Annotated in this window: 18 protein-coding genes; 7 read left to right on the top strand and 11 right to left on the bottom strand. The window is 42.4% G+C overall.

Annotated elements, in window-relative coordinates; translation table 11 throughout:
* Window positions 1-13 precede the first annotated feature (13 nt).
* The 4 genes from ABIC84_RS10020 to ligA form a co-directional block, all read right to left on the bottom strand.
* A complete protein-coding gene (locus ABIC84_RS10020; protein WP_429263493.1) occupies window positions 14-2,002 on the bottom strand; it encodes a DUF5686 family protein in 1,989 nt (662 codons plus the stop codon).
* A complete protein-coding gene (locus ABIC84_RS10015; RefSeq protein WP_429263492.1) occupies window positions 1,992-2,402 on the bottom strand; it encodes a carboxypeptidase-like regulatory domain-containing protein in 411 nt (136 codons plus the stop codon). The genes ABIC84_RS10020 and ABIC84_RS10015 overlap by 11 nt, the downstream gene beginning before the upstream one ends.
* A 132-nt stretch (window positions 2,403-2,534) precedes the next feature.
* On the bottom strand, window positions 2,535-2,765 hold the full coding sequence (locus ABIC84_RS10010) for a hypothetical protein (RefSeq protein WP_429263491.1): 231 nt from the start codon (window positions 2,763-2,765) through the stop codon (window positions 2,535-2,537).
* A gap of 128 nt (window positions 2,766-2,893) precedes the next feature.
* Complete coding sequence (ligA, locus tag ABIC84_RS10005; protein ID WP_426589775.1) at window positions 2,894-4,906, bottom strand: NAD-dependent DNA ligase LigA; 2,013 nt, start codon at window positions 4,904-4,906, stop codon at window positions 2,894-2,896.
* 199 nt (window positions 4,907-5,105) lie between these two features.
* Here ligA and ABIC84_RS10000 point away from each other — a divergent pair, with 199 nt between their 5' ends.
* Together ABIC84_RS10000 and ABIC84_RS09995 are read left to right on the top strand one after the other, a co-directional pair.
* Window positions 5,106-5,720 carry a TNT domain-containing protein gene (locus ABIC84_RS10000; protein WP_426584634.1) on the top strand — a complete coding sequence of 205 codons (615 nt, stop codon included), beginning with the start codon at window positions 5,106-5,108 and terminating at the stop codon, window positions 5,718-5,720.
* A gap of 19 nt (window positions 5,721-5,739) precedes the next feature.
* Complete coding sequence (locus tag ABIC84_RS09995; protein ID WP_090529844.1) at window positions 5,740-6,075, top strand: hypothetical protein; 336 nt, start codon at window positions 5,740-5,742, stop codon at window positions 6,073-6,075.
* Window positions 6,076-6,142: 67 nt separating this feature from the next.
* Here ABIC84_RS09995 and ABIC84_RS09990 read toward each other — a convergent pair whose 3' ends face one another.
* Entirely contained in the window at window positions 6,143-7,063 is a 921-nt protein-coding gene (locus ABIC84_RS09990; RefSeq protein ID WP_429263490.1) for a DUF6263 family protein, read from the bottom strand.
* A 153-nt stretch (window positions 7,064-7,216) separates the two neighbouring features.
* Between ABIC84_RS09990 and ABIC84_RS09985 the strand changes: the two genes are divergently transcribed.
* Window positions 7,217-7,459, top strand: a complete 243-nt coding sequence (locus ABIC84_RS09985; protein ID WP_090529851.1) for a hypothetical protein — start codon at window positions 7,217-7,219, stop codon at window positions 7,457-7,459.
* A gap of 84 nt (window positions 7,460-7,543) precedes the next feature.
* Here the strand turns inward: ABIC84_RS09985 and ABIC84_RS09980 are convergent, their stop codons facing one another.
* On the bottom strand, window positions 7,544-9,325 hold the full coding sequence (locus tag ABIC84_RS09980) for a DUF885 domain-containing protein (RefSeq protein ID WP_429263489.1): 1,782 nt from the start codon (window positions 9,323-9,325) through the stop codon (window positions 7,544-7,546).
* A gap of 137 nt (window positions 9,326-9,462) precedes the next feature.
* Here ABIC84_RS09980 and ABIC84_RS09975 point away from each other — a divergent pair, with 137 nt between their 5' ends.
* Complete coding sequence (locus ABIC84_RS09975; protein ID WP_426584627.1) at window positions 9,463-9,933, top strand: DinB family protein; 471 nt, start codon at window positions 9,463-9,465, stop codon at window positions 9,931-9,933.
* Window positions 9,934-10,065: 132 nt separating this feature from the next.
* Here ABIC84_RS09975 and ABIC84_RS09970 read toward each other — a convergent pair whose 3' ends face one another.
* Window positions 10,066-11,382: an alpha/beta fold hydrolase gene (locus ABIC84_RS09970; RefSeq protein ID WP_429263488.1), complete on the bottom strand. Its 1,317-nt coding sequence runs from the start codon at window positions 11,380-11,382 to the stop codon at window positions 10,066-10,068.
* A 286-nt stretch (window positions 11,383-11,668) separates the two neighbouring features.
* On the opposite strand from ABIC84_RS09970, the gene ABIC84_RS09965 reads away from it, so the two are divergent.
* Window positions 11,669-14,113, top strand: a complete 2,445-nt coding sequence (locus ABIC84_RS09965) for an outer membrane beta-barrel protein (protein WP_429263487.1) — start codon at window positions 11,669-11,671, stop codon at window positions 14,111-14,113.
* Here ABIC84_RS09965 and ABIC84_RS09960 read toward each other — a convergent pair.
* The 3 genes from ABIC84_RS09960 to ABIC84_RS09950 form a co-directional block, all read right to left on the bottom strand.
* Entirely contained in the window at window positions 14,110-14,337 is a 228-nt protein-coding gene (locus tag ABIC84_RS09960) for a KTSC domain-containing protein (RefSeq protein ID WP_426584621.1), read from the bottom strand. The two genes, ABIC84_RS09965 and ABIC84_RS09960, sit on opposite strands and share 4 nt — an antisense overlap.
* A gap of 43 nt (window positions 14,338-14,380) precedes the next feature.
* The gene (locus tag ABIC84_RS09955) at window positions 14,381-14,761 is read right to left on the bottom strand and encodes a DUF1634 domain-containing protein (RefSeq protein ID WP_090529868.1); all 381 of its coding nucleotides are present in this window, start codon (window positions 14,759-14,761) and stop codon (window positions 14,381-14,383) included.
* A 141-nt stretch (window positions 14,762-14,902) separates the two neighbouring features.
* Window positions 14,903-15,739: a sulfite exporter TauE/SafE family protein gene (locus ABIC84_RS09950; RefSeq protein ID WP_090529871.1), complete on the bottom strand. Its 837-nt coding sequence runs from the start codon at window positions 15,737-15,739 to the stop codon at window positions 14,903-14,905.
* Window positions 15,740-15,895: 156 nt separating this feature from the next.
* On the opposite strand from ABIC84_RS09950, the gene ABIC84_RS09945 reads away from it, so the two are divergent.
* Both ABIC84_RS09945 and dapA read left to right on the top strand, forming a co-directional pair.
* On the top strand, window positions 15,896-17,734 hold the full coding sequence (locus tag ABIC84_RS09945) for a UbiD family decarboxylase (RefSeq protein WP_426584618.1): 1,839 nt from the start codon (window positions 15,896-15,898) through the stop codon (window positions 17,732-17,734).
* 434 nt (window positions 17,735-18,168) lie between these two features.
* A complete protein-coding gene (gene dapA, locus ABIC84_RS09940; RefSeq protein WP_429263486.1) occupies window positions 18,169-19,065 on the top strand; it encodes a 4-hydroxy-tetrahydrodipicolinate synthase in 897 nt (298 codons plus the stop codon).
* 98 nt (window positions 19,066-19,163) lie between these two features.
* Here dapA and ABIC84_RS09935 read toward each other — a convergent pair whose 3' ends face one another.
* The gene (locus ABIC84_RS09935) at window positions 19,164-19,343 is read right to left on the bottom strand and encodes a histone H1 (protein ID WP_090529881.1); all 180 of its coding nucleotides are present in this window, start codon (window positions 19,341-19,343) and stop codon (window positions 19,164-19,166) included.
* Window positions 19,344-19,439 lie beyond the last annotated feature (96 nt).

The following is a 19,439-nucleotide window of genomic DNA, read 5'->3' as shown; positions in this document are numbered from 1 at the left end:
AATAATTAGCATATTACAAGCTTATCCCAAGCCTTATTGCCGATTTTGCCTCAGTACCCCCATTGTATGATACGCCATACATCAAACGGATATTAAGATATTGCAATCCAAAACCCAGTTCGGTATAGTTTTTAAGCGTGGGAGTGTACAGGTAATTTACATCGACGATCTCCTGCAGTTTAAACTTGCGGATCAGCGGGATCTTATTGATGATGAAACCAGAAAAGTTGTGTTCAAAATGCCCTTCAAGATATTTATCAGGCGTACTGAAATCATAGTAATCCAATAACAGGAAGCGGTTTAACCTCGGCTTGTATGAAAGCACCTCGTTGCCTGCAAAGTGGAAATAATCGGGGAAGAATGCGCTTTTAGCGTTCAGGAACTTACCAGCTCCTATAAAAAATGAGCTGCTGCCATAAAAACCCATACTAATATCTGCCTTTGAAATCTCCGCGCTGATTTTATCATAATTAACATCCGAACCTAATACATTGCTGATACCTTTAGTGTAGTTTAAACTGATGGTTGGATATTTGGATGGCAGATAGCGCCTGCCCGAAGGATAGGTTTCGTATTTATTGCTGAAATCATAACTGGCCTGCAGGTTTACGGTGAGCGACTGATTTTCGGGGAACAACAATGAGTTATGATCAGGATCTAACGGGTTATTGGACGTAAACTGATGGGTGTGCGGATCAAAAACACTGAATGAAGCCGTGTTTAACAACGATGTACGGTTAGCCCACTCAACCGATGCGCTACCGCGCAAACCGCCGGTCACCCTGCCCGAAAGTGAAGCCAAAGCAAACTGCTTCTGATACAATTTCTTAAAATTCTGTTGTGCCAACAGGCTGTGAACTGTATTCACAAAGGTCGACATAGGCGCCAGGTTATTCAGGTCGGCTACATCCGAACCCCCGCTTAAACTCAATGTAAAACGCTGCATTACCGGTAAGGCAACACCTCCTGAGCCATTTAACAGGTGATTGGACAAGCCATACCGCACTTTGCCATTCAGCATAAAATAGCGGTTATTGACTGTATCAATCAATTTGCTATACGATGCGCCGTAATCAAAAGCCAAACCTTCTACTGTGTTATAAAGCAGGGAGCCGATGATTGGATCGTAATGAAAATATTCTTTTTTGTATCGATTGCGGGTATTGATGCCGGTGAAAAGCAGGTTTACCGGTTTAAATTTATTGTTAGCTTTATCCAGCGAGTCGAGATATTCTTTTGATTCGCGTTTTTTGGCCAGCTTATCCTTGTTGGTGTAGTCGGTAACCTCTTCGCCGGTAAGCGGAATAGGCCGAGCCTGGTTCCAGTAAGCAGAATCTTTGCTGATGCCCTTGGTGATCCGGAGCACTTCGTTAAAATCGGCTTTGTTTAATGCAGGGTCGAGGTTATAGTTTTTGTAGATCGAAATAAAGTAACCTCCTAATTTAAATCCAAACAAACCTCCTGTAAATTCAAATTTAACAGATGATGTCATCCATACCTTTTCGCTAACAGGGAAAAACTGCTGGTTAATTTTAAGGGTATCAACAAAATTGATGTTAGCCTTTTTGGTTATGTAAAGCTGCAACCCGTAAATGCGCCAGCTATCATCCAAAATATAAATATATCCCTCAAAACATGGGTCATGTGCCCGTTTAGGGCTCACCTCGATCTTGTTAATAGTTTCGCCATTCTCAACCGAAGTACCTATGTACCTATAGTTATAATAAAACATAGCGTTATCAGCCACCGGCGATACCAGAGGGCGGTTACTCATACCCCGCCAGGTTTCATAATTCTGGTAAAAATTAACCGCCATATCCGATGCCCGGTTAAAGCTGAACGCCCTGTTACGGCCCGACACTTTTGACGACACCTGTTCCTCATGCACCTTATCGGGCCTGATAAAGCTATATTTTGATTCCGACTCAGAAAGGTAAACTATCCCGCGGCGGTTTGAATCAAGGCCGGCTTCACTGGTAGCTTTTTGCACATCAAAACCCATGAAAGTTTTGTTTTTGTAAGCCTTTGATGTAGATATCGCAGGTATAGGCTTTAACTTCGTTAAGATAGGTTTTGCGTTTTTTAATGGCCTTACGCATAATTGCATAAGCTGGATCTTCAGCCCCTGCATACACAGTAACATCCTTAAGCTGGTAAGTTTCTGTTTGCAGGCTGATGTTGATAACCTGGTTAGCTGCAAGGTTAACTATTTTGCTTTGCTGGGCATAGCCAACTGCTTTGTATTGAATTTCCTGCAGGCCGCCATTTAAACGCAGCAGGTAGGTTCCTTCGCTGTTGGCGGATACCCCTATAGTAGTATTTTTTATAAAAACGGATGCAAAGGGGACGGGCTTACCTTCCTGGTTGGTTATTTTACCACTAATGCTGAATTGCTGGGGCATATGAAGAAAAATTGAATATTAAAAATAACGCAACTAAGGCTGGCTTCATTAAGCAGATGTTTATGCTAAGATGAAACTTATTAATTGATTGTTACAGCGCCAAATTGTTAAATTATGTGAAAAGGCACCCGGTTAGGATGCCTTTTTCTTTGATATATCTTTGTTGCCAAGAGGCGGATGTGGCTTATTTTTGATGTTCCAATCCTTAATATCAACCAGGCCTGGCTTTGTTTGATAATGCGATTTGCTTTCAGGGCACCTCACAATAAATTTACCTTTAGCCTGCTCTATAACCGGCCTTTCGCCGCATTCCTTACAGGGTTCACAAAAAATATTTTCTTGTATAGGTATAAATTTTTCCATAGTAAATTATTCGAACATTAGTACGTTTAATTAATTATGGGGTCCTTTCGGTAATACAAATAACGTAATTTCCGATCTCAAAAAATAAAATTCCTCACTAATAAACAAAATAAACAACATGGGAATGCTTATTTTATCAGTGCAAGTAAATCTTCATCGCTGATAATGGGTATATTAAGTTTATTAGCTTTCTCTAACTTGGCAGGGCCCATATTTTCACCCGCGACCAGGTAATTAAGTTTAGCCGAGATACTGCTCAATATCTTGCCACCGTTTTGTTCAATGATATCTTTCAGCTCATCACGCGAAAAGTTGCCGAATGTTCCCGATATAATAAAGTTCATCCCGGCAAGCTTTTCACTGGCCAGTACAACTTCTTTTTCTTCGGCAATAAATTGCAGGCCCTGCTCCCTTAGTTTTTGTATTTCCTGCCGGTGGATTTCACCTGCAAAATATTCGGTTATACTTTGGGCTATCCGTTCGCCTATTTCTTCGGCAGCTGTAAGTTCTTCAGCCGACGCTCCCATTAATTTATCTATCGATTTAAAATGGAAAGCCAGCTTGCGGGCCACCGTTTCGCCCACATAACGGATGCCCAAACCAAACAGTACTTTTTCGAAAGGCATTTTCTTGGATGCCTCAATACCATCAAGCATATTATTGATCGATTTTTCGCCAAAGCGGCCTAACTGTTTCAATTCGGCAGCATGGGTATGCAGCTCATAGATATCGCTGATGTGGCTTATAAAGCCCTTGCTGTATAAGGTTTCGATAGTTTCATCACCCAGCCCATCAATATTCATTGCTTTACGGCCAATGAAATGCTGCATCTTTCCAATAATCTGCGGCGGGCAGCCTTCATCATTGGGGCAATAAAACGCAGCCTCGCCCTCCTTGCGCTCAAGCGGAGTATCGCAGGCCGGGCAGGTAACGCGGTAAACAACAGGCACAGCGTTGGCCTTACGTTTTTCAGGGTTTACACTAATGATCTTTGGGATGATTTCACCGCCCTTTTCAACAAAAACGGTATCACCCTCATGCAGGTCAAGCCGGATGATCTCATTGGCGTTATGCAGCGTCGCACGTTTTACTGTTGTGCCAGCAAGCAGTACAGGCTTTAAGTTGGCAACCGGGGTTACTGCACCGGTACGGCCCACCTGATAAGTGACCTCAAGGAGCTCTGTCTCCACCCTTTCGGCTTTAAACTTGTAAGATATGGCCCAGCGCGGCGATTTGGCGGTAAAGCCAAGCTCCTGCTGCTGTGAGTAATTATTTACTTTAATAACAATGCCGTCAATATCATAGCTCAAGTTAAAACGTTCCTTATCCCATTTATTAATAAATGCCAAAACGCAATTAATATCCCCGCAAAGCTCACTATGCTCATTGGTATGAAACCCCCAGGTTTTAACAGCCTGCAGGCTTTCCCAATGGGTTTTAAATACTGTTTTTTCGGTGTACAAAAAGTACAGGAAGCAATCAAGCGGGCGTTTGGCTACTTCGGCCGAATCCTGCATTTTTACTGTGCCTGAGGCAAAGTTACGGGGATTAGCATAAGGAACCTCCCCACTTTCGATACGTTCATTATTCAACCTGTCAAAAGCTTTGCGGTGCATGAACACTTCACCGCGGATGTCAAAATAGCCGGGATAGCCTTCGCCATGCAGGCGCTTAGGTATGGTATGAATGGTTTTAATATTGGTGGTAACCTCATCACCCTGTACACCATCACCGCGGGTAACGGCCCGCACCAGTTTGCCGTCTTCATAAGTGAGACTCATGCTCAAACCATCAAACTTAAGCTCACATACGTACTCAAAGTTATCACCAATGGCTTTGCGGACCCGCTGATCAAAATCAAATAGCTCCTGTTCATTATAGGTATTGCCCAACGATAACATCGGCCAGCGGTGCCTAACCGTTACAAATTCCTTGGTTATATCACCGCCTACCTTTTGTGTTGGCGAATCAGGGTCAGCAAACTCCGGGTATTCTTTTTCGAGTTTATTAAGCAACTCCAGTTTTTTATCAAAATCAAAATCAGAAATGGTTGGCATAGCCAGCACATAGTAGTTGTAATTGTGCTGTTTAAGTTCGGCGGTTAATACCTCTATTTGTTTTTTTGTTTCAGCTGATGACATAGGTACGAAGGTAATAATTTCCTTTATTTCATCCTTTTCACCACGGTAAATACCGGCTTTTGGCAATAACGTTTTTTTGGCATGCAATAACAATAATTAGCATATGATATTGCATATAATACCAATAAAATAAATATGATAAATCTCTTTCATAAACGCGGAGCACATAGTAGATTTATCAAACAAAAAACTACATCGAATGAAAACACTAAAAATCCTGATCCTGTCAGTATGGTTGATGCCTTTTTTGGCAACCGCGCAAACAAAACCACTAAAACATGCCCACAACCCTGCTGCAAACCATCACAAACTGCCGGTACGGGGCATTACTTATGATGACTTTAAAAGTTCAGTAACCGACTTTGCCGACACCAGCAGTAAAAAAGCCCTTGCCGATTCGGCCTGGCTGCTATGGAAAACCGAGAAATGGGACGCCCTCGAAAAATTCTTTACCGCCAACAACCTTAACGGCGGTTGGCCTCCAAACCGTGGCGCAGTAAATCTTATCATCATTACTCTAAAAAAGGGTGTGTTGATTGACCGCTATGGCGGTTATAGCGATTCTACCGGCACTTTTCAGGATAAAGGCACTTTTGTATCGCCAAAAGGCGTACCCTTCCCAATGCGTGCTTTGCCGGATAATACTCTTAGCAAGCCGTACAAAATTTACAAGATCCTGAAGCCTATAGCCAAAGTTAGGGAGGGTAAAATTATTCCATGGTTTGGCAAACCGGGCTTGGGTATCCAGTATGAAGTACCAGCCACTGTTAACGACCTGAAAGCAGGCGGTTACATTGAAGAGGTAAAACAATAAAAACGCGATATATTAAAATATGATCACAAAATATGAAGTAACAAAATCATTGTTGTTTGATGGAGACGAAGCCGAGGTAATACATAAAACCTTTAAACTGCCTGCCGGTGATATAAAGTTCGGTGATTTTGCCAATAATAATTTTGAAGATCTGCATAAGGTAATTACACCCGACGACTTTAAAACCATTGTAAAAACAGGCGGCTTTAATGCCGACTTTCTTAATTTATACAAGGGCAGCGAAAGGCTCAGGCTATATTATACTAAAAAGGGGAACTCTATTGCTGTTTTCGCATATGGCGAGTTTCAGCCAACAAGGTATAAACTTTATTTTGAAGGCTTTTGGATATTGTAATACCACTGTTTATACAATAAAAAAACCTGCCGTAACCGGCAGGTTTTTTTATTACTATCTGTTTTAATTAATGGTCGGTACTTGATGTTTCGCTGGTAACACTCATAGGGAATGTTAAACCGCCCGGAACTTGCGGGTTATCTTTTATTTCGACAGTACCGTCAATGTTTTGCTTTAATTTTGAACTGGAGATCCAGCCGGTAGCCTTGTCAACAACAACATCAGCTACCATAGTACCTTTCATATTGTATTTCATGGGCATATTACTAACGGTTTTATAACTGGCAGTATTATCTGTTTCAAGTGTGGCATTTCCGTGTATCAGGTAGCTCTGCGGAGTGATATCAACCAGTTGATAAACAGATATGACCTTCGCGCTCATAGCACCTTCCAGGTTATTTTTAATTGTCCATTTATCATTTTTTGCCACCGCCGTTTCGGGCAGCACCGACATGGTCATTTCCAGGTTGCTTTTAAGCGCCCCTGATCCAAAAGATTGGGTTAGCTGCGTTTTCAATTGCTCTTTCTTTTCGGCCGGCACCTCCTTAAAGCCATCTATCATAGATGTGATCATATTCTCGGCGTTCTCTATCGACCTAATCCGGCCGCTTTTGGTTAGCGTTGCCGTAAATGGTTTATTGGTTATGCCCGACATGATTCTGGCCATAATATTTGTGGTATCCTTATTATCAGAATCAAAAGTTACATTACCCGTAGGCAGCTGCATTTTCATACCCACTTTGGTATAGTTAACCTCCATATAATAAAGAGAATCATTAGCATTTAATACTTTGAATGACATTTTGCCGTCAATCGTCATATCGATATTATTAACCTGCCCATTTATAGTTTGCTTTACAACAGAGTGTGCCGTAGTAGATAAGTAATAACTATTGCCTTTAATTAGTTTTAAAGCCGGTTTTACCTTCTGCGCATAACCGGTTACCGCTCCTATAACCAGTAAACCGGCCATCAAAATTTTCTTCATGATTGGTAATATGTAAGCGCTAAATATATTATAATATCTCTTACAAAAAACTTAAAATTCCTAACAATTAATTAAAAACAAATTCGTTAACTTTATACTGCGCTCGGCTCTTTAATTTTTCACACACCTAATTTAGCGGAAAGAGAGGTTTTTATGTTACAGCAGATAGCATTTATACCACAGCACCAGTTTCATGTGCTGATCAATTTTTCGGGAGAAGATGAACGTATTTTGGCAATTTTACCCAACGAAGCAGGAAATTTCCGCGTGATTTACCAGGGTAAGACAATTGCCGAACTTAACCTGGATAAGGACGGCTGTACCTGCTATAAGGGTAAACTAAAGAAAAACGTCATGGCCCAGCTTGAGCACCAGATAAAAAATCATTACGCCTAAGCTGTTAATAAAAAAGAATTTGATAGTTCATGGGAGATAAACCCATGGTTCATAGTCCATGAGTTTATACCTGTGGACTATCAATTAATTTCCGCTGGTTTTAGCCAGCATGGCTTCCCTGATAAATTTAACCGGCGCACTGCCGTAACTCAGGAACTTTTCGTTAAACTCTTTCAGTTTATATTTATCACCCATTTTTAGTTTATAGGCATCTCTCAAATCTATGATTTCTTTATAGCCGGTATAATAGCTAGTTAGCTGAACGCTGGTTACGCTAACGCGCTTCCATTTGCCATCGGCTTCGGCCTGCTGTTGGAAAGCTTCGCGGGTTAGTAGCTTAATTGCTTCATCTTTGGTCATACTGCCGCTATGAACACTATAATCCAAAATGGTGTTACATACCGAACGCAGGTTCCATTTATACCACATCAGCATCATTTCGGGTTCATTATTGCCAAAGCCGTTCTCCAGCATCATTTGCTCGGTGTATACCGCCCAGCCTTCGGCCATGGCACCGTTACCAAACACAGCTTTGATGATACTTGGGGCTTTATTGGAGTATACACCCTGTACATAATGCCCTGGCACAGCTTCGTGAATGCTCAGGATCTGTAAAATATAATTGTTGTACTCGCGCAGGTAGCTTTCGGCTTTCTCCTTGCTCCAGCCGGCCAGGCTGCCCACGTTATAGTATGAATTACCATTTTTATCGTACGGGCCAGGGCCGCTCATGGACGCGCCTGCCACACCCGCCATGTAACCAGGCTCTTTACGAATGATCAACGGTTTTGACGGATCAAGCGTTACCAGGTCTTTAGCTTTAACAAAGGCGTTCAGCTTAGGTATCAGCTGTTCAATTGACGATTGAAAATCTTCAGGCTTTACATGTTTTGATGATAGGGTATCTATCAGCTGGCTTATCATGAGCAGGCTATCGGCAGGCGCTGCTTGTTTGCCAAAATATTTCGGCCAAAGCTGTTTACTGATCTTGCCCATTTCGCGGTGAATGTATTTTTTACGTTCAACCGCGGCGTTGTAAATTTTTTCGGCGGTATTAGTAGCTACAATTTCGTATTTAAACTTATCCTCATACAAATCCTTGCCCAGCCTGAAACTTCTTGGGTGATCATTTTTAAGTGCTTTAAGCCAATCGGCATAGGCTTTAATGGCAACAACGCTCTGCGCAGCCCTGTCTGTCATTAACTTTTGCTCAGCTTTGGGGATATTGGTTTTCTTAAGCGAGTCTGCGAAGTCTTTTCCTATTACATCAAGCCCACCCAGGTTTTGCTCAATAGCCAGGCTGGTAAGTTCAACTACCGGGTTTTTAATTTGTTTTTGGGCGTCTTTGTAATACTGCGGAATAAACGACATGCGCTGATAAAAATGACGCAGACGTTTAGGAAGAGGCTCATAATGCTCATTCAGGATGTAAGCGAAGGTCCCGATAACGTTATATGACGATGGGTCCCACTCATATTGTTTTAACTGGCGCACCTGCCATTGCAGGTATTCAAGCTGATTTTGAAGAATCTTGTAATCTATTTTATTAGCTTCAGACAGCGTATTTACCTCAAAGCGACTCAATGAATCAACCTGGTATTTGGCAAAGGTTACCAGCTTATCGCGGCTTTGCTCGTTAGGCAACACCATCAAGCTATCGTATTTGTGATATCCTGCTGAAGTTGCCCAATCGGGGTTCAACTTCCAGAAGTTATCCAGAAACGTGTTCTCGTATTTAATAAAAGCTTCATCATCCTTCCCTAACAACGGACCGGTGCCGCTGCCCCCATCTTTTTTACAGCCGATAAAGGCAACCATGAATAAAACAACGGCGAGTGTTAATTTTAAAAATATGTTTCTGACCACAACTGATGAGTTTTACAATGAAGCATAAACTTAAAACTTTTAAGCCAAATAAATCAAACCGGCGACGAATTTGTTACTTTAAGCCCCCGGCCCCCTAAAGGGGGTGCGAGAATTAGTCGTTATAATTTGGATTACCTATGAATAATGAACATAAAGTTTTAGTAAATGAAATTGTGCATTTGCTGCAAGGCGGCAACGCACATGCAGATCTGAAAAAAGCGCTCGGTGGTTTACCGCCCAATCTTCGCGGGGTTAAAGTTGATAAACTTCCTTATACTATATGGCAACTGGTTGAACATATCCGGATAGCCCAGTGGGATATGCTTGAATTTAGCAAAGACGGCAGCCACGAATCGCCCAACTGGCCCGATGATTACTGGCCAAAAGAGCTTGCACCAAAAGATGATGCAGCCTGGGATAACAGCCTTGAACAGATTGACAGCGATTTGGAAGAGCTAATAGAACTCGTGAAAAGCGAAGATATCTATAAAAAAATTCCGCATGGCGATGGGCAAACTATACTTCGGGAAGCGTTACAAGCTGCCGATCACAATGCTTACCACGTTGCCGAGATCATCGTGATCAGGAGGTTATTGGGGGCTTGGTGATATGTAAGATAACCATATACAACCGTCATTGCGAGGAACGAAGCAATCCCCAATTAGCAGAGCGGCTATGTAAAGTTTCTCTGTCCAGCTTGGGATTGCTTCGTTCCTCGCAATGACGTATGTTTAATAAGGTTACCTCGTTGTCTTCAGCACAAAGTATGTTATCGCCGTTACAAACTCCGGTTTAAGCGGTAAATCAGGCTCATTATAAGTCGCTTTGTTCTTTTCCTTATCTGCCGGGGCTTCTTTCAATACATGATTCATGTTGGGGATAATATCAAGTATAGCATCTGACTTTGCTTTTTTCAACTTTTCGGAGTCACCAACAGTTACCTGTAAATCGGTGGTTCCCTGGATGATCAATACCGGGGCTTTTACCTTCCTGATCTCGCGTTGCGGGTTATACCTAAACCACGACATCAGGTATTTTTGAATACTTGGCCTGGCTATAAAGTATAATGCAGGATCGATATTATCGGTTGTTTTTCCCCGCTTCAGGCTATCCAGCATACGGTTAAAGCCATCTGATATAAAAGCAGGCTGCGATTTCATTTGCTCGGTAAGGATCTTATCTGCCGAATCACCGGCACCGGCCACTGATATGAAGCCTTTTATCGGCTCATCAAGCGAAGCCATCATGGCAACCAACGAACCTTCGCTGTGTCCCAGAATAATTATCCGTGAAAAACGCTCATCTGACGAAAGCATGTTAAGCAAGGCGGCGGCATCTTCTACATAATCCTCAAACCTGATCTCGTTTTCCTTAATGGATGTAGTGCTTTGCCCTACCAAACGTTTATCATAACGCAAGGATGCTATGCCTTTTTTTCCCAACTCGTTAGCTATCATCTTATAAACATTGGCATGGAGGCCCAGTTTTGGACTGTTACCATCCCTGTCGGTAGGACCTGAGCCTGCAATGATCAATACCAACGGCACCTTTCCGTTAGCGTCCTTTGGCATAGCTAATGTTCCGGATATTGAACCCAATAAAGTTTTAACCGTTACAGGCGACTCGACCAGAGAAGGATCGGTAGCTATGGTTGTACCCGCCGCGGTACTTGCCGCAGCAGTTGTAGCCGGCGCTTTGTACGGTGTCAATGACAGGCCCGTAAATTTATTATCGGCGTTTAACGACAGATTTAATAAAAAAACACTTTTCTGAAATGTAGCTTTATAATGCGCTATCGGGGTTTCATAGTTTTCAAGATCGGCCTGTAACAATGTGCCCAATTGTGTTTTTAACTGGCCAGTTGTACTTTTGAAATCGGCTTGTGAAAGTGCCTTCTTCATTTCTGGCCCAAACATGCTGTATATGCTATCCGGCTGATTATTATTGTATAGCTGTTTAAATTTATTTAAGGCCGTAGCATAATTGGCCGGAGGCGTTTGTGCAAATAAATTCCCTGCAAAACAGGCAACTAATATAAACAGACAAAGTTTTTTCATGTTATAATGGTCAATATACAATGCAATGATGTATTGAGGCCGAAAATAAAGAAAAAATCAGGTTGTTTTGTTTATTTATGTCGTTGCATGGTTTTTTGCAAACAATATTTAATGGCATCAATGTAAAACCTTTTGCTCGGCATAATCCATACTAATGTTGCAACATTCTTTTATATTATATAATTAAAATATCAATACAATACATATAATTTTATATATATTGTATTATATTGCGGTACATTTTTATATTTTTTTAAACTATAGTAAATTTCTACATTACTGATTAATGAGGGTTTTAGTAGCAGGCTTATTTTTTGCGTTCCTGGCCGGAGGGTATTGTATTTCGTTTGCCCAAACAAAATCTTCAATAATACAGGGTAAAGTTTTAACAGAAAATAACCAGCCCGCCGAGGCAGCTACAGCCGTTCTCCTCGCCGCTGCGGACTCATCTATATTGAAATCAAACCTGGTAAATAAAAACGGGCAGTTTGAATTTACCGGCCTGCAGCCCGACAGCTATTTAATCCTTATCAGTAAAATAGGATACGTAAAAGTTTATACGGGGCCGTATAAGGTTAACTCAGGTCAAATAGTAACTGCCAATGATATTGTTTTAAAACTCTCGAACAACCAACTGCAGGAAGTTAAAGTAGTTGCCCGGAAGCCTTACATAGAGGTAAAGCCCGGTAAAATTGTATTAAGTGTACAAAACAGCATCCTGGCCGAGGGAAATTCGGCCTTTGATATCCTGAGGCAATCACCCGGGGTAAGGGTTAACAGCAACGAAACTTTAAGTATTAACGGCAGACAAGCAGCATTAATAACCATCGACGGCAAACCTACCAACCTTACCGGGGATGATCTTACCAGTTTGCTCCGAAGTATGCAAAGCAGCACTATCGACCAGGTTGAAATGATCAGTAGCCCGTCGGCCAAATATGACGCCTCGGGCGGAGGTATCATCAACATCATTTTAAAAAAGGGTAAAAATCTGGGTACTAATGGTACGGTTACCGCTATGGCAGGTTATGGAAAGTATTACAAAAGTACAGCAGGCATTGTTTTCAACAACCGCACCAGTAAACTCAATATTTTTGGAAATTACACTTACGATAATAATAAAGGCACACGCACTATTACAACCAACCGTAACATTACTTATAACGAGACCCTGAGTAATTACGATGTTGATTATAACAATATTCAAAAAACCACTAACCACAACTTTAAAATAGGGGCCGATTATACTATCAACCCAAAGCAAACTATAGGCTTTTTAGTAAGCGGAATTATCAGGAGTGATGATTTTATAAAGCATAACGACCTGTACATCAACAATCAACACCAGCTCGATTCAATAATCAAAGCCCGTTCAAACCTTGACCGGGGCAGCAACTATTTAAACTACAATATCAATTATAACGCGGTGTTGGATAAAAGCGGCCGCAGTATCTCGGTAGATGGTAACTATTCAACCTACACCCGCCACTCTAATGAATTTATTACCAATAGCTTTTTTACCCCGGCAGGCAATACTTACCGCGATGATCTTGAGTTGGAAAACCTTTCGCCGTCAGATATCCACATCTGGACATCAAAAATTGATTTGGTTAACCCATTAAACAAAACCTCACGATTGGAGGCTGGCATTAAATATAACAACACCCGCAGCAATAACAATCTCATTTTTGGCCCCAAAATAAACAATATATATGAGGCCGACCCCAATTTCAGCAACAGGTTCCTTTATACCGAAGCAGTGAGCGCGGGATATATCAATTATCTAAATAAAATAGGTAAGTGGGATATTACGGCAGGTATACGTGCCGAAAACACTCATGCAACCGGTAAATCATGGGGATTAAATGAGCGGGTACCGGCGATAAATACCAATAATTATTTTAACCTTTTTCCGCAGGTACAAATAAGTTATGAGGCCGATAAAAAAAATATCATCGGTATTGGTTATAACCGAGGTATTCACCGGCCGCTTTACGAAGATATCAATCCGTTTTTGTACTATACCGACCTGTATGATTATCGTGCAGGCAACCCTCAGCTAAAGCCGGAATACACCAACACCATACAAATCTCCCATACTTATAACCAAACCTTTTCAACCGAACTGTATTATACAGTTACTAATAATGCTTATGATTTCCCGGTATATCAGCAAAACGATTCGACTAAGGTTAACATAACTCTCCGTAAAAACTTCGGGCAGATCTTTGTTTACGGGGCTTCATTTTACGCGCCTGTGCAATTTACCAGGTGGTGGTCGGCCAGTTTTAACCTTGATGCCATTTATGTACGTTACAAAGCTTATGCGCAAAACGGCGATTTTGACAGGGGCAAGCAGGACATTATTTTTGGCAGCACACAAAACTTTACCATTACCGGTACATTACTTGGCGAAATATCGGGCAGGTATGAAACCCCTACCATTTACGGCATCAATGAACTAAAAGCAAGTTATTCGGTAAATGCGGGTATCAGCAAGCAAATATTAGATAAGCGGGCCACTATTAAATTAGCACTAAACGATGTATTTAATACCGACAGGGGGCGCAACCGTGCCAGATATCAAAACATTGATCTTTCGGAGGTAAATAAGCGCGATACGCGCATTGTAAGGCTTAACTTTAGTTACCGCTTTGGCAAAAGCACAGTTAAATCAGCCAATAAACGCAATACGGGTAATGATGATGAGCGCCGTCGCACCGGAAATTAATAATGCGCATACCTAACCTTTAATTCAGGGTATTTGCCTTTTATACGTGTAACAAAAAAATGCCCAAGCGAATCGGATCTAATAAACTTGTTATAGGCAGATAAAGGAAAACCGAAGTATTGCCACACACCGCCATTTTCCCGAAATTCAAGTTCAAGGATGCGGGCGTCCGGATCATAGCCAACGCTGCTTAAAGCCGATGATTGTACTGTACGTCGTTGCATTTATTATATATACTATATTAAATACAAAAAAGTTTTTAAAATATCAGCCCGCGTGACCGCTTATCATACTAATTAAAATGATAAGCAGCACAAGTACTGTGATAGCCGTGTACAGGTAATCCTTTTCCATAATAAAACCAATAGCCGAAAATAACACCCGGATAACCGGTGTAGCTATCAGCAAAATTATCCCCGCCTGTATAATTGCCCGGCCGCGTAAAGTAAAGATACCGTGTATAATGCCACCAGGATTACTCACAAAATCGGGCACACCAACAAACTTGCTGTAATCAACATGGGTTTGCCCGTGCCTGTACAGGTAAATAACCCCGCCAATAAAAATAACGCTCATTGATACCAGCACTCCCGCGCGCAGTATCCAGCCAATCACGGCCTGCATATCGGTATCTTTGAATTTGCTCATTTTATATCATTATGTCATTTGGTCATTAAGTCATTCTTACCCGCCATTGCTTTATTAAGTCATTTTTCTTATCAGGTCGACCAGCCATGTCACTTAACCTCACACAAAAATGACTTAATGACGCAATGACCTAATGACAAATTATATAGTTCCTGTAATTCCTTTATATATCATTTGCGATGCCAAAAACGTAACCACCACGGCAAAAACCACACGTAGCCATCCCGACGATGAAGTATGTACCAATATTTTTGATCCGCTTAAGGCACCTAATAAAACCCCAATAGCTACCGGCATCGAAAGCCCGGGATCAATGTACCCCCGTTGCAGGTAAACTACCGCGCTTGCTGCTGCGGTAACCCCTATCATAAAATTGCTGGTAGTAGTTGATACCTTAAAAGGGATGCGCATAACACCATCCATCGCCAAAACTTTCAGCGCTCCCGAACCTATGCCCAGCAAGCCTGATATTACCCCCGCAAAAAGCATCATGAAAAAGCCGCCACCTACGTTCCTTACCGAATATGTAATTTCGCCTGCCGGGCCGGGGAAACTGCCGTTTAGTTTCAGCCTTTCGGCCAATGCACTTTTTTGCTGATGGATTTGCTGCGATTTTTTTCGTAACGACATTACTGCCGAGAGGATCAGGATCACTCCAAATAATACCGCTATAAAATTAGTCGGGATATAAACTGCTATCAGTGCGCCAACCATGGCGCCGGCCGTTGTGGCAATCTCCAGGAACATCCCCAGCCTGATATTGGTAATCCCTTCTTTAACGTAAGCTGCTGCCGAACCTGATGACGTGGCAATAACCGAGATCAGCGAAGCCCCGATGGCGTATTGAATGTCCACTCCAAGTAAAATAGTAAGCAGCGGAATAATAACAACCCCTCCGCCCAACCCGGTTAACGAGCCCAGCAAACCCGCCAAATACGACCCAACAAGTATAATAAGCGTTAGTACTGTTACCGACATAGGGTAATTGATATTTACCGGCTAAAGTAAGGATTTTATCATTAGGTCATTGAGTTGTTGCCTATGTTAATTGAGCGTGAAACTTACCCGAAATGTCAATGACCCAATGACAATGAAATGAATGACCCAATGAACTAATTTCTTAATTTCGCACCTATGGGTTATTCAAGTTTACAAGCCTGCATTGCCGATCTCGAAAAAAACGGCCACTTAATACGCATTAAGGAACAGGTGGATCCTTACTTGCAAATGGCGGCCATACACCTGCGTGTATTTGAAAACGAAGGGCCTGCCATACTATTTGAAAACGTAAAAGGGAATCGTTTTCTGGCAGTATCCAACCTGTTTGGTACACTCGACAGGTCGAAATTTATTTTCAGGGACACACTTGAAAAGATCAAGGTACTCGTCGATATTAAAAACGATCCGATAAAGGCCATCAAAAATCCTTTTAAATATGCAGGCATTGGGTTAACGGCGCTCTCGGCATTGCCTATGAAAAGCGGCGCAGGCGCACCCATTAAATTTGGCAAATGTAACATCAGCGATATCCCGCAAATTGTAAACTGGCCTATGGATGGTGGCCCATTTGTTACCATGCCCCAGGTGTATACCGAGGATATGGATAAACCCGGCATCATGAACGCCAACCTGGGCATGTACCGCATCCAGCTTGCCGGTAATGACTATGTACAAAACCAGGAGATCGGTTTACATTACCAGATACACCGGGGTATTGGCGTGCATCAAACCAAAGCCAATGCCAAAGGGCAACCATTAAAAGTCAGCATTTTTGTAGGCGGGCCACCGGCACATCCCGTAGCTGCCGTAATGCCCCTGCCCGAAGGTTTATCAGAAATGACTTTTGCAGGTGCATTAGGGAACCGTCGCTTCCGATATTTTTATGATGCAGAAGGTTTCTGTATTTCGGCTGATGCTGATTTTGTGATCACCGGCACAGTTATGCCGCACGAAAATAAACCTGAAGGCCCCTTTGGCGATCATTTGGGCTATTACAGTTTGGTACATCCCTTCCCGCTGATGAAGGTGCATAATGTTTATCACCGTAAAGATGCCGTTTGGTCGTTCACTGTGGTTGGTCGCCCGCCGCAGGAGGATACCAGCTTTGGGGCTTTGATCCATGAAATTACCGGTTCAGCTATTCCTAAAGAAATCCCCGGTCTGCATGCTGTAAATGCGGTTGACGCGGCAGGTGTGCATCCCCTGCTTTTTGCCATTGGCAGCGAGCGCTATACCCCTTACCTTAAAGAGCGCAAACCACAGGAGATAGTTACTATCGCCAATCACATACTGGGCAAAGGCCAGCTGAGCCTCGCAAAATACCTGTTCATTGCCGCACAGGAGGACGAGCCTAAACTTAATATAAACGATATCGGCGGATTCCTGAAGCACATTCTGCAAAGGGTAGACCTTACCCGCGACCTGCATTTTCATACCAACACTACTATCGATACACTTGACTATAGCGGCGAAGGCCTAAACTCGGGTAGTAAATTAGCTGTTACCGTGGCCGGCGATATCAAACGCGAACTTTGGACGGAACTCCCGGATTGGTTTAGTCTCCCCCGCCCGATCAGTGCTTACAAAATGGCCATGCCTGGTGTGCTCATGGTTGAAGTGCCCAAACATGTAAATCACAAGGACATAGATAACATTATCAGCATTATAGAATACAGCCTGCAGGATGAAGACCTTACCGGCTTGCCTTTAATGGTACTCTGCGATGATGCCGGTTTCGCCGCCCAAACCATTAACAATTTTGTTTGGGTAACCTTTACCCGCAGCAACCCGTCGCATGATATTTATGGTGTTGGCAGCTTTACAGAGCACAAACACTGGGGCTGTAACGGTCCGCTAATCATTGATGCCCGCATCAAACCACATCACGCTCCCGTGTTGGAGCGGGTGCCGGAAGTAGAGAAAACAGTTGATAAGCTGGGCGAAAAGGGTGGATCCTTGTTTGGGATAATATAACAGAACCTTGATTAAGAGGATTTAAAGATTTCTTGATTTTTACCTACTTCTTATCTAAACTCGAATTTTATAGAATGAAAGAATTTATAGAATTTGCATTGCCCTCTGACAATTTCTTAATTCTATAAGATTCCGGCTTAGACAAATGCGTTAAGGATTGCAGCGGATACCTGCCGTGTGGCTAATGCCAGTGCAGTATGAGCGGAAAGCCTGGGCCCCAGGCAACGCCCATTTCATCTTCAAAGTTGCAAATAAGGCACAAGTGAGCATACCCACGGGCTATCACACAACACTTGCACCAAAAAGTGACGCTCGAAAAAGCACCCTCCTCAATCCAAAATCTAACTTTAAATCAAACCAAGGCACTTTTCCGAAAAATAAACCTCTAATCTCCGCTCACTAATCACTATATTAGCATCCTTTTAATTTTAATCATGAATATATTTTACGGAACAGGGGTAGCTATGGTAACCCCTTTTCATGCGGATGGTCAAATTGACTACAACGGGTTGAGAAACCTGATTGAACATTTGATTGATGGCGGGGTGGAATACCTTGTATCATTAGGTACAACCGGCGAAAGTGCCACATTGAGCGAGGCTGAACGAAAGCAGGTTTGGGCTTTCACAGCCGCAGTGGTAAATAAGCGCGTTGGCCTGGTGGCGGGTATTGGCGGTAATAATACTCATGAAGTTGTTGAGCAAATAAAATCGTTTGATATAAAAGGCTATGATGCTATACTTTCAGCAAGTCCGCATTATAACAAACCTACCCAGGAAGGTATTTATCAGCACTACAGGGCTATAGCACAAAATACTAAACTGCCTATAATTCTGTATAACGTACCAAGCCGTACAGGTAGTACCATCAGCGCCGAAACAACTGTACGCCTGGCGAAGGAGTTTAAAAACATAATCGGTATCAAAGAAGCGTCGGGCAATTTCGACCTGTTTAACCAGTTGATGCGTGATAAGCCCGAGGATTTCCTGTTCATATCAGGCGATGACCCGGTTACTTTGCCAATGATGGCCTTAGGCGGAGTTGGTGCAATATCGGTTATTGGTAATGCTTTGCCACGCCAGCTATCCGACATGGTTAGGCTTTTGCTGAACGGCGATTACAAAGCAGCACATGCAGCGCATTTTAACCTGATTGAGTTTACCCGATTAATGTTTGCCGAAGGCAGCCCTGCAGGCGTTAAAACTGCCCTAAAACAATTAGGCATCTGCGGCGATACTGTGAGACTGCCATTGGTACAAGTAAGCGAAAAAACTGCCGGTGCTATTGTGGAAGAGCTTAAAAAGTTAGCCCCAGTAGCGGTGAAGGCGTAAATGCCTTTCGAGAAACGCATAAACTTCATAAATTTCAACAATAAAAAACCCGGTCCATGGACCGGGTTTTTTATTGGAATAAGATGATAAAAATCTTACTAAGCCTCTTTATTCTTCGCCTCCTGAACTTCAAGGCGGATTGCCTGTGCCAGGTTTTTAAGATCCTGCATACCTTTACGTACACGTGTACCGGCAGCGCTGTTTCCTTTATTGTAGAATTTGTCGGCGTCGGCCTCTAAAGCTGCTACAAGCTCTTTTACTTCAGTAAATTTTTTCATTTAATTACTCCTTTTAAATTTTGAGGTTTATTGTTTTAATTAAAGCTAAGCTAAAATGTTTTTTGGTAATTAAAAACTTTTGAAGCCAAAAAATAC

The organism is Mucilaginibacter sp. 3215 (assembly GCF_050433785.1).
In the GTDB taxonomy this organism is placed as follows: Bacteria; Bacteroidota; Bacteroidia; order Sphingobacteriales; family Sphingobacteriaceae; genus Mucilaginibacter.
This window is presented reverse-complemented; position numbering and strand designations above follow the sequence as displayed.

Excerpts from the sequence above, each read along its gene's own strand:
- ABIC84_RS10020 (WP_429263493.1), bottom strand. The coding sequence starts at position 2,002 with ATGGGTTTTGATGTGCAAAAAGCTACCAGTGAAGCCGGCCTTGATTCA.
- ABIC84_RS10015 (WP_429263492.1), bottom strand. The coding sequence starts at position 2,402 with ATGCCCCAGCAATTCAGCATTAGTGGTAAAATAACCAACCAGGAAGGT.
- ABIC84_RS10010 (WP_429263491.1), bottom strand. The coding sequence starts at position 2,765 with ATGGAAAAATTTATACCTATACAAGAAAATATTTTTTGTGAACCCTGT.
- ligA (WP_426589775.1), bottom strand. The coding sequence starts at position 4,906 with ATGTCATCAGCTGAAACAAAAAAACAAATAGAGGTATTAACCGCCGAA.
- ABIC84_RS10000 (WP_426584634.1), top strand. The coding sequence starts at position 5,106 with ATGAAAACACTAAAAATCCTGATCCTGTCAGTATGGTTGATGCCTTTT.
- ABIC84_RS09995 (WP_090529844.1), top strand. The coding sequence starts at position 5,740 with ATGATCACAAAATATGAAGTAACAAAATCATTGTTGTTTGATGGAGAC.
- ABIC84_RS09990 (WP_429263490.1), bottom strand. The coding sequence starts at position 7,063 with ATGAAGAAAATTTTGATGGCCGGTTTACTGGTTATAGGAGCGGTAACC.
- ABIC84_RS09985 (WP_090529851.1), top strand. The coding sequence starts at position 7,217 with ATGTTACAGCAGATAGCATTTATACCACAGCACCAGTTTCATGTGCTG.
- ABIC84_RS09975 (WP_426584627.1), top strand. The coding sequence starts at position 9,463 with ATGAATAATGAACATAAAGTTTTAGTAAATGAAATTGTGCATTTGCTG.
- ABIC84_RS09970 (WP_429263488.1), bottom strand. The coding sequence starts at position 11,382 with ATGAAAAAACTTTGTCTGTTTATATTAGTTGCCTGTTTTGCAGGGAAT.
- ABIC84_RS09965 (WP_429263487.1), top strand. The coding sequence starts at position 11,669 with ATGAGGGTTTTAGTAGCAGGCTTATTTTTTGCGTTCCTGGCCGGAGGG.
- ABIC84_RS09960 (WP_426584621.1), bottom strand. The coding sequence starts at position 14,337 with ATGCAACGACGTACAGTACAATCATCGGCTTTAAGCAGCGTTGGCTAT.
- ABIC84_RS09955 (WP_090529868.1), bottom strand. The coding sequence starts at position 14,761 with ATGAGCAAATTCAAAGATACCGATATGCAGGCCGTGATTGGCTGGATA.
- ABIC84_RS09950 (WP_090529871.1), bottom strand. The coding sequence starts at position 15,739 with ATGTCGGTAACAGTACTAACGCTTATTATACTTGTTGGGTCGTATTTG.
- ABIC84_RS09945 (WP_426584618.1), top strand. The coding sequence starts at position 15,896 with ATGGGTTATTCAAGTTTACAAGCCTGCATTGCCGATCTCGAAAAAAAC.
- dapA (WP_429263486.1), top strand. The coding sequence starts at position 18,169 with ATGAATATATTTTACGGAACAGGGGTAGCTATGGTAACCCCTTTTCAT.
- ABIC84_RS09935 (WP_090529881.1), bottom strand. The coding sequence starts at position 19,343 with ATGAAAAAATTTACTGAAGTAAAAGAGCTTGTAGCAGCTTTAGAGGCC.